Below are 17,550 nucleotides of genomic sequence, written 5' to 3' on the forward strand. Positions count from 1 at the left end.
TTCAAATTTTATAATACATTCTGATCATGGTTTTCAATATACAAATCAAGTGTATATTGATAAAGTCAAAAAATCTAATGGCACAGTTTCACTTTCTAGAATTGGGAACTCATTAGATAATCGTGAAATTGAATATTGATTTGGTATCATAAAAACTGAATTATTAAATGATTTAGATTATTCAGAAATTACTTTTGATGAATTAAATCTTAAAATAAAGGAATATGTTGATTGATATAATAAAGAAAGAATTCAATCAAATTTAGAATGAAAAACACCACAGCAAACAGCTATGATGTTATAATTTACAAAAATGTTAATTTTTTGTGTCCATGTTTAGAGATCCGAATATTTTTTCTTACCTATTTATTAATAATGATTTATTAAAAATCTAAATCATATCCTATCTCAATTTTTAATTGTTTATTTTGAGAATCGAATAATTCATTTACATTTTTATTTACAATTTCTTGAATACTATCATTTGAATCATTTGTCATTGATAATTTTTTAAATAAATTATCATAAATTTCATCTTTTATTTCAAAGAATATATCAAATTTAAATGAAGAAAAGAATTCATCAATATTTTTTATTAATGCATAATTTAAGTTTGTATTTCATATATCTGAACTATTACCATTGAATTCAATATTATCATTTCCATAACCACTTAAAAGTGAAACAAATAATGTGTTTTTCTCATCATCATATTTAACTTTATTTACTGTCATTCTAGAAATAGAAAACAAGTTTCATTGTTTTTTTTCTAAAATTTCTTTACTGTTTTTAGTGTTTATTAATTGTAGATTAAATCACCTTAAAAGATTTTCGTTTAACTTAGAATCTAAAGTTATTTTAGCAAATCTTTGCACTGAATTAGAAATTTTATTTGATAAAAAAACTGTATTTTCTTTTGTTTGATCTGTATCTAAAAAATCATTTAATTTAAATTCATCTTTATTATTATCATTTTTTCTTGAATAAAAACTTAATGGTATTAATGAATTTTGATTATTGTTATTTAATGAAAAATTTACAAAATAATCATAGTCTATATCATTGTAAATTTTTTGTTCTTCATGATACTTTTCTTGTTCTATAAACTCTTTTAATTCAATTAATTTTTGTTTATCTTCAGAATCAGTTTCATTTTCAATTAACTTAGAAATAGTTGAATAATTATCTAATACTTCAAAACTTTGGTCTTTTGGACTTTGAATTTTTATATCTTTATATAAACCTTCAGAAAAAGATCATAAATTATTTGAGTTTTGAGTTAATAAGTAATTTTCATATAAGTTTTTAGCAAAATATGCATTTGTATCAGCTAGTTTTTTAGTAAAATCTACAATCTTTTTAAATAATTCTTCATCAGTTAGTACATTATCGTTTTCTTTTGCTTCTTTTACTAAGTTATCATATTCAGATACAATATTATGCTTTAAATCATTATAATTATTTAATAATGTTTTAATTTCTGAGTTATTAGTGTTTTCAAAAAACTTGATTTTTAATTCATTTGAATTAAAAATATTCATCATTACAAATAAATTGTGTTCAGCAGTATATAGTTTCCCATTATTGTTTATTTCTTGTATTTTTTGAGATTCAAGACCTGTTAATTGAACTAAGTCTGAAAATATTTGATTTGTAAATACATTTCTAAACCTATTTAACTTTTGAACATAATCAAATGCTTTATCTTTAGCTTCATTATTTACCTTTAGAATTTCACTTCTTATATCTTCTATATTCTTTTTCAAACTATCATAGTGTTGAACAGAAATGATGTTATTATATCTTTCTAAATCTGATTCTTTGATTTTTTCTAATTCTGCTTTATTTTCGGGTTCTTCAAATCGTTTTTTTGCTGCTTCATTGATATTTTTGATTACAATATCATTAAATTTAGCAAAAATAAAATCATTAAATTCAATACCTTCAATTTCTAATAATTCCCTTTGTTTTTCCATTGTTTTTGTTTCAGAACATGCTACACTAGAAACAATAATTGAAGAAAAACCAAATAAAGTTATTAATTTCTTAATATTTTTCATTTGTTAATTATACAATAATTTATTTTGGACTTAATTATGGTAATAACTTTAAATATTTATATTATAATTAAAATAATTTAAATAGGAGTATATATGATTACATTAACAGTTTTTTTAATAATAGCTAGTATTTTACTAATTTTTGTTTCATTTTTAATGTCTCCGGATTCTAATGGTTTTTCAGGAGCATTAGTTGGTTCAAATGATTTGGATTTATTTAAAGTTTCAAAAGAAAGAGGTTTTAAAAAATTCTTAAAATATGCAATGGTTGTTTTGGGTTTTATTCTTTTAATAATCGTTGTATTAATTAGAGTTTTTGTTAAATAATATGGAAAAAGAAAAAGTATTAAATTATATTAAATCAAGTAAATCTAAATCTTTTTTAGAAATAGCTAAATATTTTAAAATTTCACCTTCTAATAATAAATCATTAACTAGTTTATTATCAGTTTTACAAAAAGAATATAAAGTATTTAAAAATTCTAAAGATGAATATTATGCTCCTGAATTAATTGATACAATCACTGGAATTTTAAATGTAAATGCAAAAGGTCAATTTGGATTCGTTGATTATAACATTGATGAAGTAAATAAAACAAAAGATAGTGTATATATAAGAAATTTTAATTTTAATACTGCTATACATAATGATGTCGTTAAAGTTTATGTTTTTAAAAATCCACATGAAGCTGATAATGAATTAAAAACAGGAGTAGTTGTAGAAGTTTTAGAAAGAACAAATCAAAATATTATTGGTTTTATTAAACAAAAAAATTCTTCAACTTATTTTGTTCCTGTTGATCAAAAAATGAAAAATGTTTCTTGATTAATTGTTTCAAATACTCTAGATGTTAAATTAAATGATTTAGTGTCAGCAAAGATTTTAAAATATGAAAGCAAAACAGTTTTAATTGAAATAGAAAAAATCATTACAAATGAAGCAGATCCAATGGTTTTTGTAAAATCATATCTAGAACAAATTAAAGCACCTGATTCATTTCCTGATTCTTTAAATGAAGAAATTATTAATATTCCTAAAAATATTGATAAAGAAGATTTAACCAATAGAATTGATCTAACAGACACAATGATAGTTACAATTGATGGTGATGATACAAAAGATTTTGATGATGCTATATATGTTAAAAAGTTAGATAATGGAAATTACTTTTTAGGTGTTTATATAGCTGATGTTTCTTATTATGTCAAAGAAAATACACAAATAGATAAAGAAGCCTTAAAAAGAGGAACTAGTATTTATTTAGTAGATAGAGTTATTCCTATGCTTCCTTTTGAATTATCAAACGGAATTTGTTCATTAAATCCTAATGAAAAAAGATTTGTTTTAGCTTGTGAGATGGAAATAGATGCAAAAGGAAACAATTTATCAGTTAATATTTTTCAAGGAATTATTGAAAGCAAATTTAGGTTAACTTATAAACAAGTAGATAGTTATTATAAAACACAAACCATACAAAACTTAGAAATCCCACATGATTTAAGTAAAATGTTAGATGACGCAAAAGAACTAAGTTTAATATTACATAAGTATAAATTAGATGAAGGATATGTTGATTTTGAAATATCTGAACCAAAAATCAAATTAAATACAGATGGTAGTGTTAAAGAAATACAAATTAATGAACGCGGTTTTTCTGAAGTATTAATTGAAGATTTTATGGTTAGAACAAATGAAACGGTTGCTAAATATTTATATGATCAAAAATTACCAGTTTTATATAGAGTTCATGAAATACCAGATGCAGAAAAGTTATTAAATCTAAAAAATACTTTAGAAACAGTAGGTATAAATTCAGACGTATTGCCTAAAAAAATTACACCTAAATCTTTTGCTGAATTTGTTGATTATGTCAAAACTCAAAGAGATGATGATTTTATGAAATTAACATTTTTAAGAACAATGCAAAAGGCTATATATTCAGATAATAATATTGAACACTTTGGTTTGGCTTCTAAATTTTATTGTCATTTTACAAGTCCTATTAGAAGATACCCTGACTTAATTATTCATAGAATAATAAGAAACTTCTTAATTAATAAAAAAACAAATGAATTAACTGAATTTAAAAACAATTTACCTACATTTGGTGATTTAAACACAAAAGCTGAACAAAAAGCAGTTCAAATAGAAAGAAATGTAAATGACTTAAAGTTTGCAGAATATTTAAAATTTCAAGTAGGTAAAACATTTAAAACACAAATTGTAAGTATTTTAAATTTTGGTTTCTTTGTAGAATTTGAATTTATGGCTTCAGGTTTGGTTCATAAAACAACACTTATTGATGGAACTTATGAGGCTAATGAAACACTTACACAATTAATCTCAGAAAAAAGAGTTTTTAAAGTTGGTGATTTTGTAGAAGTTGTAGTTTTAGGAGTAGATTTAGTTCAAGGTAAAATTGATTGTTGTTTATCAGATTTATATCCAAAACTTATGCTCAAAAAAGAAACTGAAGCAAAAAAAGGTAATCAAAATGTTTCCAAAAAATTTAGAAAACAGAAAACTAGTTAAAAATTCCTTAGGTTTTGATAGTGATTTATTTATTTACCAAGATAAAGAAATGTTTAATTACTCAGTTGATACAATTTTGTTAGGTAATTTCATTTATTTAAATTCTAAGATAAAAAGTGCACTAGAAATAGGAACTAATAATGGTGCTTTATCAATATTTGTAGCCAAAAGAAATTCAAATTTAAAAATAGATGCAATAGAAATACAAAAAAAAGGATATGAGTTAGCATTATATAATGTTCAATTAAATAATTTAGCAAATCAAATTAATTTATTTAATGATGATTTTAATTTATATTGACAAAGTTTTATAAAAAATAATTCAAAAAAATATCAAACAATTTTTTGTAATCCACCATTTTATAAATATGATGCTCATAAAATTAAAAATAATGTATCAAAAGAAAAACTAATTGCAACTCATGAAATAGAATTAACATTAGAACAACTAATTTATGGTTGTTCTAAAATAATTGAACAAAAAGGATTTTTAAGTATTGTTATTCCTGTTGAACGATCAATTGATGCATTTGAGATTATGCGAAAATATAAATTTGAACCCAAAAGAATACAGTATGTTTTTACAAGAGCAAATTCTAAACCTAAATTTGTTTTAATAGAAGGAAGATATCAAACAGGTTGAGGTTCACACTTTTTACCAAATTTATACTTACATAATAATGATGATAAATTAAATCATGATTATTTACCTGAAATTAAGAAATTATACAAACCAATTAAAATAAAATAGGAGTTTTATGAAGAAATTTTACATAACTACACCAATTTATTATGCTAGTGGTAACCTTCATATTGGACATTTATATACTACAACAATTGCATGAGCTTTTAAAAACTATAAAAAGTTAATGGGTTATGATGTTAGATTTTTAACAGGAAGTGATGAACATGGACAAAAAATAGAGCAAAAAGCAAAAGAACACAATTTAGAACCACAAGTATTTGTAGATTCTGTTGTTGATAAATTTAAACAAATGTGATTGGATTTTGATATTGATTATGATTTCTTTTCAAGAACTTCTAATCCTAAACATAAAAAACTAGTTCAAGACATATTTTCATATTTCTTAAAACAAGGTTATATATATAAAGGTAACTATGAAGGTTGATATTCTATTCAAGATGAAGAATTTTTAACCGAAACTCAAGCAGTTAAAAAAGATGGTAAACTGTACCATCCATCTTCAAATCATGAATTAACAAAAGTTTCAGAGGAAAGTTATTTCTTTAAAATGAATGATTTTTCTGATTGGTTAAAGGATTATATAAAAAACAATCACAACTTTTTATTTCCTAAGAAAATAGAAAATGAAATGTTATTTAATTTTATCAATAAAGGTTTGGAAGAATTATCTATAACAAGAACAAATATTAATTGAGGAATTAAAATAAACGAAGATACAAAACATACATTATATGTTTGATTAGATGCATTATGTAATTACATTACAATGTTAGATTTTGATATTAATAATCCAACAAGTTCAGAATTATTTAATGATTTTTGAAATGATGAAAATACCGAAGTAGTTCACATTTTAGGTAAAGAAATTTCGAGATTTCATATGATTTATTGACCTATTTTTTTAAAAGCATTAAATATAAAACAACCAACAAGGATTCAATCTCATGGTTGAATAATAACCCCAGAAGGAAAAATGTCAAAATCTAAAGGTAATATTATAGATCCCTATAACTTATTATCTAAATATCATCCTGAAATGATTAAATATTTCTTTGTTTCACAATTTCCACTAGGTGATGATTTGGTATTTGATGAAAATAGATTCATAGACGTAATTAACTCAGATTTAGTTAATAATTTTGGTAATCTTGTATCACGTGTTTTAAAAATGATTTCACAAAACTTTAAAAAATCTTTAAAATATCAAAAAAGTACAGATACCAACAATCAGGAAATTGAACTAGAAATAAAAAAATCAATGCAACTTTTTACAAACTACTTTGATGATTTTAAAGTAGATTTAGCATTTAATGTAGCTATAGAACTCGGAAATAAACTTAATAAATATATTGACATAACTAAACCTTGAACATTAACAAATGAACTCGATAAATTAGAACAAATACTAGTGAGATTATTAAATGGTATTTATGCATTTGCATGTTATTTACAAATTTTATTACCTAATAAAATTAAAGAAGTAGCACAAACATTGAAAATAAATAATTTTACTTTTTCAAAAATACAAAATTTCAATAAATTTGATGATGTTCTTCCAGAAGGTCAATATTTATTTTTTAATAGAATTAAAAAATAGGAGTAAAAATGATATATTCAAAAACAACTAAATTTATTGTTCCTAATAACGAATTAAAGGAATTTTTAGAAATATTAAAGAAAATAGTGCATAAAATAAGAATCCAAGAAACTAATTTATCATTTGAATATGGTTTAGAAAAACAAAAAAATGTTTTATTAATTGAAAGATGATCTACAAAAGAAGATTTTCATAATTTTTACAAAAAACAAGATATTATTGATGATTTTAAATCATTAGAAAATAACTGTTTAAAATTTTCTATTTTATTTGAATTAGAAATAAAGAGATAATTATAATTTTTTATATAAAAAATACAATTATTCTCATTAATATGGAATAAATATGAAAATAAACACAAAAAAAGAAGATTTTAATAGAAAAAGGCAGAAAAAATTACTAAAAAAAACAATTTAAGTAAAATATAAACAGAAATTATATATATATTATAAGTAGTAATATTTATGATTTCTGTTTATATTATTTAATATATTTAATATATAAAAGGATGAAAATATGACTAAAAAATTAAAAAAATATTTATTATCATTTGCAGGAATTTCATTAACTACCGCACTAACAGTTGCTGCATCTTGTGGTTCTGATGCTGGTAGTGAAAAACCGGTAAATAATAGAGAATTAGTATTAGATTTAAAAGATCAAGTAGATTGAAAATTATCACGTTTAACTTCAGAGACAAATTATGAAGAATTAAAAACAAGACTTGCTTCAATTAATACAAATGTTCAAGAAGCAACAGATGATGAAGTATCAAAATCAAGAGAAGCCTTAGAGGAATTGAATTCTCAAGTAGAAGAAAAATTAATAGCACTTAAAGGCGAAAATTACATTAAAAGAGTTCAAAATTCAGACCAAACAGGTGGATTTTCACAAGTACAAAAAGATTCTATTAAATTAGGTGTTTCATGATCAAATAGTAATGCTCAACACCAAGCAATTAAATCAATAGTTTATGAATACAATCAATTGATTGATAGTATTTCAAAAATGACAAATGAAGAAGAAAAACAAGCAGCATATAAAAAACATAAAATTTCTCCTTCATCTAAACCAGTGGAAGTAATACAATTTGGTAATTCATATGGTGATGCTGCAAACAGAGTTCAAAAAAGTTTAAGTTCAAAAGATCAATCAGGATTTGTTAATTTAATTATAAATTACCCACCAGTTGCTGCTATGTTAGCTCAATCAGAAATGTTGCTAAGTTTTAATTCAAAAAATAAAAATATTGAAACAGACATTAATGAATTATTTGACAAAAACTTTACAGGTGTAAATAGTCAAATTGAAGGTGTAAAAAAACCTAGCACATTTACATTACCATTGTTCAAAAGTACTAATGTTTTAGGTATTAATGGAGCTGTTTTAGGTTATTTCTTAGAAACATTAAAAGATTTAAAAGTTGAATTTGATCCAGCAGATAGTGCATATTTTGAACAATTTATAAATGCATCTAAATCAGATAGAGAAGAAGTTAAAAAAATCTGAGGAGAAAAAGTTGCACAAGCAGAAGATGTTATAGCAGAATACAAAAAAACACCTTTAACAAAATCAATATTTGAGACATACACAGAAATAATTAAATTTGCTAATACAATGCAAAAATTATTTGTTAAATCTGCAGTTGATAACCCTGATATTCATGTATTTGGTATTGATGATATTGCTGGTGTTTATGAACAAGCACTTTATGCAGCTATCGGAGCAGATGCTGGTAAAATGATACAATCAGTAAGTACCAACAACGGTAAAATTAGTGTTGATTTTACAACATTAGGTAACCAAAATGCAGAAGCACGTACAAAAACACAAGAAATGTTTAATGCATTATCTGAAGCATTTAAAGTTGGATCAGTTTATGCATTTCCTTCGGGACAATATTCATCAAGTGAACAAACAAAACACAGGATGGCATTTTCAATTGGTTCAACAGCTGGTTATGCTCACAACTTCAAGAAAAGTCCAGATGTTTTAGTTCGTTCAACTATTAATTCACTTGATACTGTCTTAAATCAAGATGGTGTATTATTCTTTAGAGATAAATTAGCAGCAAAAGGTAATAAACCAGGAGATTCTGAAGCAGTTTTAGCAAGAATAGGTGGAAGAAATAATAAATTATATAAATCTGGAACACCAACAGACCCTGCTCTTCCAAACGCAATTAAAGACACATATTATTATATGTCTAAAGATGCAGCAACAGATGAAAAAATTCAAAACTTAAAAACAGACAAAAAATCAATTATTGTTAATTTTGTTTTAACTGACCAACCAAGAACAAAAGCTCTTAAAGTTGAATTAGATAAAATAACTGATGGTTCTGTTGAAAACTTTGTTGTAGCAAATCAAAAAGGTGATGATATTTTATTCATTGTTATAAAAAATACAAGTGAAACTGATATAACAAAATTTGATGACATTGATAATTTAAGAAAAACCAATGAAACAAAATTCAAGGAATTATTAGCAAAAGCAAAATTATCAGTATTTCAAGAAACAGATCATACAATTGTTAATGAAAATGAATTATTTGCCCAAATAACACCTTCTAAATGAACAAAATCAGATCCTAAAAAAGTTTTATTCCTACAAGGTCCTTCATTAATAGGTGTAAGATCAAATAGTGAAGATGAACTTGCAACAAAAGCCTTTGTTTACTGATTATTAAATTACAAAGAAGAATTGACATACAAACAATTTGATAGACAAGGAAACATAGAAGAAGGTAAATCTTTAGGAAAAGGGGATCCAATAAGTTTTATTCAACAAAAAATGTCTTATGTATCAGGGACAAAAACATTAACATCATTACCTGATAACACATTCGGAAATAATAAATATTTATCAGTTGTATTACAAGAACTAAAAGCTTTAGTTGCTGATAATGATTATGTTGCATTTGAAGAACCAGGTGGTGTAGGATCAGATGCATTTAGAAATCAAATTAAAACAGCATGAAACCAAAAACAAAAACAATACACAGAAAAAGCAAATGAAGTTTCATTTGATAGTTTTATAGCTTTAACACAACTAGGACAAAATAAATAATAAAACAAAAATATAATTTGCTTAGGCAAATTATGTTTTTAAGATATTGAGAATTTATGAAAAAAATCAAAAAATTTTTATATTGAACAAGTAGTTTCATAGTTTCTTCTTCTGTATTATCCTTAGCTATGTCTTGTGAGAATGAAGAAGATAAAAAATATGAAATAGAATCATCAACTACATCTCCATTAAGATTTGCATCTCATGGTGATACTGAACTGAAGTTAAAGCTTAGAGAAAATTACTCATTTGAAGATACTCAAGCAATAAGTAATGAAAACAATGAAATAAAAAGAATCATTAATGAAGTTAATAAAATAATCAATAAAGAAGTTTTATCAAAAAATAAATTAGTTTATAAAACAAATAATAAATTAATTCCTTATATTGACGAAGATAAATCTATTTATAAAAAAACATTTACAGTTAAAATATATGGCAGAGATGTTATTTTTAAATTAAATTCTATTTCTTCTGGTTTAGATTTAGGTGATTATGGAAAAGAAGGTAGTGAAGAAAGTTTATACGCAAGAACTTTAAATTCAGTTGATACTTCTGTTACTTTTATTTATGATGCTTATGTAAATGATAAAAAAGTATCTAATTTAGCAGGTTTATCTGGTAAAGTTAAGGGCCAAAGCGAACTTAACACACCAATAAGTAATTTTGATATTGATTTTGGACCAGAACACTTTGTTTCTACTAATTTAAATTTTCAAGAACCTGAACTAGAACAAAAATCATTTAAAGCTTCAATTAAAAGTGCATCTGATGGTGATACATTTGAAGTTATAGCAAATGAAACTAAAAGTATAGGTGGAAAAATATCTGTTCAAAAGGGTCAATCATATCGTATCAGATTAATGGGTATAGATACACCGGAAAAAGGTATTACTAAACCTCAAGGATACGTTAAAGCAGCTCCATTTGAATATGCCTTTGCTTTAAGATCTAGTGAATTTGCAGAAAAAGTAAAAGAACAATATGGAAGTGATATTCTTGTTGCTTTTGTAGATGGTAAAGATGCTTTTGGTAGAGTTACAGCAGAAATTATGTTTGGACCAGAATATAAATATAGTTATAATTCAGAAATTTTACGTGCTGGTTTAACATTACCTTTAGCAAATGACACCTGAGAAACTGAATTTATTTTAAAAAATAAAAGTTCATTTATTTATCGTCTTTATCCAGAAATGTATAAAGCAGCAAAATATGCACAAGAAAATCAAAAAGGATTTTATAAATATTTTGATACACCAGATGAATTAACAACTTTTATATGATTATTTAAACAAAATAATAGTTATGATCCATTTTATGATAATGTTCAAGGAAAATCAAAAATAAGTAAATATGTTAAAAATTAGAAAGGAAATCAATGGTATTAATTAAAAAATTATTAAATAAACTTAAATTAGCAAATACCAAGGTTTCAGAAGAAGACATACAATTATTAGAAAAGTATAGGTCTGAATTTGAATTAAAAGAAAACGAAGTTATTCCTGCTATCGAATTAAAAAATCTAAATATTGATTTTGGTGAAACTTTAGCAGTAGACAACGTTAGTTTTAAAATACCTGAAGGAAAATTAGTTACTTTACTAGGACCATCTGGTTCTGGTAAAACAACTACATTAAATGCTATTGCAGGTTTATTAACTGTTACATCAGGAAAAATCTTATTTAAAGGTAAAGATGTTACAGATTTTACTCCACAAAGAAGAAAAATTGGTTTTGTGTTCCAAAATTATGCTTTATATCCACATTTAAGTGTTTATGCAAATATTGCTTTCCCATTAAAAAATGATTTTGATTGACAACATAAAACAATGTTGAAAAAACAAGAAGCGAAAAACGAAATTAGAATTTTATATTTAAGAGCTCTTGGGGCTTCAGAAGAAGAAATATTAAAATTAAAAAATACTTATAAAGATTGAAATATTATTTCTTCAGAAATTCAACACAAATTTAATGAAACATATGCTAAATTAGTTGAAGATTTTGAAAAAGCTCACACTGCTTATAAATTAGCTTTAGTTCATGAAACATCTGAAATTTCATTATTAACTAAAAATGTTTTAAAAACAAATACTAAATTACAAAAAGACACTAAACAAAGAATAGCAGACATTAAAGAAAAATACAATAGTGATTTAGTTAATAATTTATTACCTCAAGAATTAATGAAATCAGAAATTTTAAGTTCTGTTGAAAGTAAATACACTAAATTTGATTCAAAACTTTCTCAAGAAGAAAAAGAAATTAGAATAAAAGAATTACAAGAATTTACTGCTAATTTAGTTAATTTAGATTTTAATAATTTAGAATTAAACGATCGAGTTCAAATAGTAAAACTAGAAGAAAAAGTTCTAAAATTACTAACTAGATACAGATATATAAATAAATTAAATGAAATTAAAGAAAAATATAATCAAGAAAAAGCAACTACAAAAACTGCATACTTAAATGCTAAAGCTGAATTATCAAAAACACTAAAAACAAATCAAGAATACTTACAATTAAAAAGAGATGCAAAAACTTTACCGTTTGTAGCACAAAAAAGATTTGAAGATGAAGTTAAGTTTATTTCTGGTAAATATAATTTAGAAGCAAAATTAAAAGAAGAAAGAAAAGGACTAATTCCATCTATTTTATCAGATGAAGATAAGTTAAAAGTAAAAGAATGATTAAAATATGATATTTCTTTAAGAAAAGCTATTCACAATGAAGTTATGGAAGTTGCAAAAAGAGTTGAAATTGTTCCAATCTTACAAAAGAAACCTACTCGTTTATCAGGTGGACAACAACAAAGAGTTTCTATAGCACGTGCTATTGTTAAAAAACCAGAAATTTTATTAATGGATGAACCACTTTCAAACCTAGATGCTAAACTCCGTATCTCAACTCGTCAATGAATTAGAGAAATTCAACAATCACTTGGTATAACAACAGTTTTTGTCACACATGACCAAGAAGAAGCTATGTCTATTTCAGATATTGTTGTATGTATGTCAACAGCAAAAGTACAACAATTAGGTTCACCAATTGAACTTTATAATAAACCTAAAAATGAATTTGTTGCTCGTTTCTTAGGTATGCCTGAAATGGGTCTATTCCCTTCAGAATATAAAAATGAAACATTATATGTAGCAAATCAAAAAATTAAAGGTGTATCACTACCAAATTACAGTGATGTTCAATTACATGTAGGTGTTAGATCTGAAGATTTTAAAATTAAAACAGCAACTGATTCATATATGTTCCAAGGAAAAGTTATAGTTCAAGAAAACTTTGGAAAAGAAAGCAAATTAGTTGTTAATGTAGAAAATGTAGGAAAAATTAATTTCTTATTAGATAATTCAAGAAATTATGTAGTTGGAGATTCGATTTATTTTGATTTACCAATTCACAAATTACATATTTTCAATGCAGCTAGTCAAGAAAGAATTGAATATGAAATTCAATAATTCAAAGTTTCATTTATTTATAGCAAATCATTTAGGTTTTCTATATAATTGATCACTTACAAAACAATCTAAAAAGAAAGCTGCATTATCTCATTCTATTTTGGATAGAAAAACACCAATGTATATTCCTTTATTATTACTATTACCTGGATTTTTATTAATATTAATGTTCACTATAGTTCCTATGGGACTTAACATTTATGAATCATTCCGTGATAAAGATACTAATGAATTTACATTTGTAAATTATAGAAATGTATTTACAGACGTTCGTTTTGCAGTGGGGGTAAGAAACTCTTTTATTTATGGTTTAGTGGTTTTACCATTCGTAATGATTTTTTCATTATTGATTTCCTCTGTTATTGCAAAATTAAATCGAAAAGTTACTAAAGGATTTTGACAAACAATCTTCTTTATGCCTTATGTAACTAATGCTGTTGCTATATCTTTAGCATTCATTCAATTTTTTGGAACCAATGGTCTTTTAAATAAGATCGTTGGTGGTCAAACAGCTTGATTGAATTCAACAGATATTTATTCATTTAATGCATTAATAGCAATGTTTATTAATGGTGTATGAAGTGGATTGGCATTTAACATTTTAATTTTTACAACAGCAATGCTTGGAGTTGATAAAAATTTATATAAATCTGCTTCTATTGATGGTTGTGGTGAAATTAAACAATTCTTTAAAATTACCCTACCATCAATCAAAGGTACTATCAACTTCTTAATAACTTTAGGAATAATTGGTGGTCTTAAAGTATTCCCCTTAGCATTATTTAATAACATTCCAGAGAATGCATTTGCATCTGGTGGTGGAACATTAATGCTATATGTTTATTTAGTTACAAATAATGGTAACTTCCAGTTAGCTGGAGCAGCTGCGATTGCTTTATTTATTATCGGTGTTACATTTTCATCAATAATCAGAGGCGGTTTCTTTATGGTACAATTAACATTAAATAACTTAGGAGAAAGAAATGTTTGAGTTAAAGTTAAAGCTTCACAAAATACTAATTAATAAAAAACTTTCTCGTAGTCAAGAAAAAGTTTCCTCTCAAGTTATCGATAGCAATCCATTTTCAGTATTTCTTTCAGCTGCATCAAAATTATTAGTTTTATGCTTCTTTGGAGTAGTTATTTTGTTCCCATTCTTCTTAATGATTTCTATATCATTTATGACAGATGATGAAGCACAAGGATTATCGAATAATTTCAGAATTTTATCTGATTTTGAAAGTGGTTCAACATATTATTCAGGTGAAGGTCTAGATGTTCGTCCATGAGCAGATGTTGTACAAAACACATATGCTAGAGCTTTAACTTCGGGATATTGAAAATCAGTAGGAATTACATCTTTAAATGTTATTGTTTCAGTTATTTTAAAAGTTTTATTAACATTTTTAATGGGTTATGCCTTTTCATTAAGAAGTTGAAAAGGGAAAGGTTTTGTTTGATTTGTAGCACTTTCTCTATTAGTCTTACCTGAAGTTGCTTTATTATCAGGACAATATACTGTAGTTATTAGAACAGGATTAAGATCTAATTTATTTACTATTGTTTTAGCTATTTCATTACCATTTGTTTCAAGTATTTTCAATACTGTTATGTATAAAAATGCATTTGAAGCAATACCTGGAAGAATCAAAGAAGTTTCATTAGTAGATGGAGCAGGAGGATTTAAATATTTATTTAAAGTAGCATTCCCGATGGTAGTTCCAACTACACTTACAATAGTAATTTTAACTGCTTTAGCTTCTTGAAATTCATATTTATGACCATCGTTAATTTTAGGAAGTAGATCTGAATATGAATTAATATCAACATGATTATTTAAAGCAGGATTAAATCCAGATGATCCAGATTCAAACCAAGCAGTATTTACTAACATTAAAATGGCAGCTGCAATGGCTGTTATAGCACCATTATTTATTTTCTACTTAGTATTTAGAAAAAGAATTATGGGTGCAATCAGTAGACAAGGTTCAACAATTAAGGGGTAAAAATGAAAGGTTACAAAAGAAAAATAATTATTTGAACCTTTGTAGGTTTATTAGCTTTAATTGCAATTATTGCACTATCATTTTTAATTAGTAGTCTAGAAGAAGTTATTAATATTTATGAAAAAGTTACATTAGATACAAAAATCATTGATTCATATCAATTCACAAAAGCATATTCAATAGGAGGTTTAGCATTTTCTTGTGTGGTATTTGTTATGTCATTTATCATTGCTTATGCAGGATTTAGGTCATGAAAATACTCTGAAATGTTTAGTTAAGATGAATAGAATTAAGAAACTTAAATCAATTTTATTATTAACAAGTATATCAACTATTACTTCACTTAGTGCTGTATCATGTTTTTATAATAATGATAGAACAGTTAAATATGCTCGTGAATTTATAAAAGAAAATGGTTTTAAAGTTAAGGATCGCGTAATTACTAATAATGCAAAACTACAAAACTTTGAAAATGAACTTTACAATAGTAAATACTTATCATATACATTCGAAAACGTTGGATTAAAATATGAAAAAGATTTCCAGATTAGCAATTCACACTTTTTAACTGCTATTGGAGATTTTGTAGAACCAGTTTCAGAAAATATTTTAATTAATGAAACAAAATTAAACAACTTTAAAGAAAATTTAAACCAAATTAAATCTTCGTATACAGGTAATAATCAAACTCATTTAGATTTATTTGAAAGTAATGAACAAATTTATCAAAAATTAATAAATGACATATCATCATTAAGAGATAAAGTTTTAGAATACAAAAACTATAATCTTTCAAATAACGAATCTAAAAAAACATTTAGCATAATAGCTAAATATAAATTTAAAGAAAGTGAAAGTTCAGATTTAAATAAAATTGAACGTGAAATTCAAAGATTGATCCCTTCTATTAACAATGTTTTGTATTACAATATTACAGATTATTCTCAAGTAATTACATTACAACAAATCACAGATATAGTTAAAAACTTTGTTAAAAATACACCACTTGCTATTTATTATCAAACATATCTAGATAATCTAAATAACCCAAATTCAGCTTTCGATCCATTTAGAAAAGTTATTGAATACAATAAAGCAGATAGCTCATTTAAAATAAGTTTAATTGATTGAACTATTTCAAATAATATTGATTCAACATTATTTAATATTTCATTAGATAATTTAAATAAAGAAAATGAAAAATTATCATATCCCCAAATCGATGGTATAAAAAGTCTTAAAACTCTTTGAACAACATTTAAAACAGTTTCTCCATCTTATGCTTTATTCCCAGAAAATTCTGATAAACATTTAGAAAGTATTAGAAATGGTATAAGAGATGGTTTTGGTCCAATTTATTTAGCATTAGGTATCAATGAATCTTCTCAACAAGAAACAGATGATTTTAAAATATTTAGCAAAAAATTAAATGATAAAGAAAAAGAAGAATTTTTAAGTAAACCATATGAATTCATAGAAAATAACTTAGATATATTATTTTATATCAGTGCATACAATGATAAAAAAGTTGAATTAGATAGATCAAAACAAGATCTTGAAAAAGAACAAAGTTCTACAAGAAGACTATCTTTAAGAAGAACTATTGACAGAAATGAAAAATTAATTGCTAAATTTGAAAGTGATTTATTAAAATTAACACAATCTATTAATACAGTTAAATCAAACCAAGAAAGTCAAGCAAATAAAAATAAGGCTCAAGAATTTATCGATAAATTTAAATCTGATTCATTAGTTGCAAATGATATTGAACGTATTAAGAAACTAATTAAGGATGGTTTAGACACCAAAAAAACTTCTCAATTTGCACTTTCTGATTTATTTGCTAAATTATTATTTTTAAATAAAGTTTACCAAGCACAATCAGTAAAAGGCTTACGTGTAAATGGTAATCAAGAAGAATTAACTTATTGAGTTGAATTTTTAGACGCAAAAACAAATACTAAAAAATTATTTGATGTATATGGAATATATAAAGCATCACAATCAAATTCTAATGTATCCATAGATGATTATATTTTTGATGGTTTATCTACTAAATTTAAAAAATTAGATTCATCGAATTCAATGTTTTAATTTTTTTTAAAAATAAAGA

Annotated in this window: 14 protein-coding genes; 13 read left to right on the plus strand and 1 reads right to left on the minus strand. The window is 24.5% G+C overall.

What is annotated here, in order from left to right:
- A partial coding sequence (locus T405_RS03925) for an IS3 family transposase (protein WP_036430004.1) occupies positions 1 to 304 on the plus strand: 304 nt, incomplete at its 5' end.
- Positions 305 to 383: 79 nt separating this feature from the next.
- Here the strand turns inward: T405_RS03925 and T405_RS00465 are convergent.
- Positions 384 to 2,060 (minus strand): hypothetical protein, encoded by a 1,677-nt coding sequence (locus tag T405_RS00465; RefSeq protein WP_036430006.1) that lies wholly within the window; start codon positions 2,058 to 2,060, stop codon positions 384 to 386.
- Positions 2,061 to 2,153: 93 nt separating this feature from the next.
- On the opposite strand from T405_RS00465, the gene secG reads away from it, so the two are divergent.
- From secG to T405_RS00525, 12 genes are all read left to right on the plus strand, one after another.
- Positions 2,154 to 2,387: a preprotein translocase subunit SecG gene (gene secG / locus T405_RS00470; RefSeq protein ID WP_036430008.1), complete on the plus strand. Its 234-nt coding sequence runs from the start codon at positions 2,154 to 2,156 to the stop codon at positions 2,385 to 2,387.
- Between the two features lies 1 nt (position 2,388).
- Positions 2,389 to 4,593: a ribonuclease R gene (rnr, locus tag T405_RS00475; protein WP_036430063.1), complete on the plus strand. Its 2,205-nt coding sequence runs from the start codon at positions 2,389 to 2,391 to the stop codon at positions 4,591 to 4,593.
- A complete protein-coding gene (locus tag T405_RS00480) occupies positions 4,556 to 5,344 on the plus strand; it encodes a tRNA1(Val) (adenine(37)-N6)-methyltransferase (protein WP_036430010.1) in 789 nt (262 codons plus the stop codon). Before rnr ends, T405_RS00480 begins: the two co-directional genes overlap by 38 nt.
- Positions 5,345 to 5,351: 7 nt before the next feature.
- Entirely contained in the window at positions 5,352 to 6,896 is a 1,545-nt protein-coding gene (gene metG / locus T405_RS00485; protein ID WP_036430012.1) for a methionine--tRNA ligase, read from the plus strand.
- Positions 6,897 to 6,904: 8 nt separating this feature from the next.
- Positions 6,905 to 7,189, plus strand: coding sequence for an antibiotic biosynthesis monooxygenase (locus T405_RS00490; RefSeq protein WP_036430014.1), 285 nt, complete (start codon positions 6,905 to 6,907; stop codon positions 7,187 to 7,189).
- A 223-nt stretch (positions 7,190 to 7,412) separates the two neighbouring features.
- Positions 7,413 to 9,965, plus strand: a complete 2,553-nt coding sequence (locus tag T405_RS00495) for a P68 family surface lipoprotein (RefSeq protein ID WP_036430016.1) — start codon at positions 7,413 to 7,415, stop codon at positions 9,963 to 9,965.
- A gap of 56 nt (positions 9,966 to 10,021) precedes the next feature.
- Positions 10,022 to 11,332 carry a thermonuclease family protein gene (locus T405_RS03670; RefSeq protein ID WP_051619507.1) on the plus strand — a complete coding sequence of 437 codons (1,311 nt, stop codon included), beginning with the start codon at positions 10,022 to 10,024 and terminating at the stop codon, positions 11,330 to 11,332.
- Positions 11,333 to 11,343: 11 nt separating this feature from the next.
- A complete protein-coding gene (locus T405_RS00505; RefSeq protein WP_036430018.1) occupies positions 11,344 to 13,431 on the plus strand; it encodes an ATP-binding cassette domain-containing protein in 2,088 nt (695 codons plus the stop codon).
- On the plus strand, positions 13,418 to 14,455 hold the full coding sequence (locus tag T405_RS00510) for a carbohydrate ABC transporter permease (protein WP_036430020.1): 1,038 nt from the start codon (positions 13,418 to 13,420) through the stop codon (positions 14,453 to 14,455). Before T405_RS00505 ends, T405_RS00510 begins: the two co-directional genes overlap by 14 nt.
- On the plus strand, positions 14,415 to 15,437 hold the full coding sequence (locus T405_RS00515; protein WP_036430022.1) for a carbohydrate ABC transporter permease: 1,023 nt from the start codon (positions 14,415 to 14,417) through the stop codon (positions 15,435 to 15,437). Before T405_RS00510 ends, T405_RS00515 begins: the two co-directional genes overlap by 41 nt.
- A gap of 2 nt (positions 15,438 to 15,439) precedes the next feature.
- Positions 15,440 to 15,715, plus strand: coding sequence for a hypothetical protein (locus tag T405_RS00520; RefSeq protein WP_036430024.1), 276 nt, complete (start codon positions 15,440 to 15,442; stop codon positions 15,713 to 15,715).
- Position 15,716: 1 nt separating this feature from the next.
- On the plus strand, positions 15,717 to 17,531 hold the full coding sequence (locus T405_RS00525) for a hypothetical protein (protein WP_036430026.1): 1,815 nt from the start codon (positions 15,717 to 15,719) through the stop codon (positions 17,529 to 17,531).
- The last annotated feature ends 19 nt before the right edge of the window (positions 17,532 to 17,550 follow it).

It is taken from the genome of Mycoplasmopsis felis ATCC 23391 (assembly GCF_000701865.1).
Classification (GTDB): domain Bacteria; phylum Bacillota_I; class Bacilli_A; order Mycoplasmatales; family Metamycoplasmataceae; genus Mycoplasmopsis; species Mycoplasmopsis felis.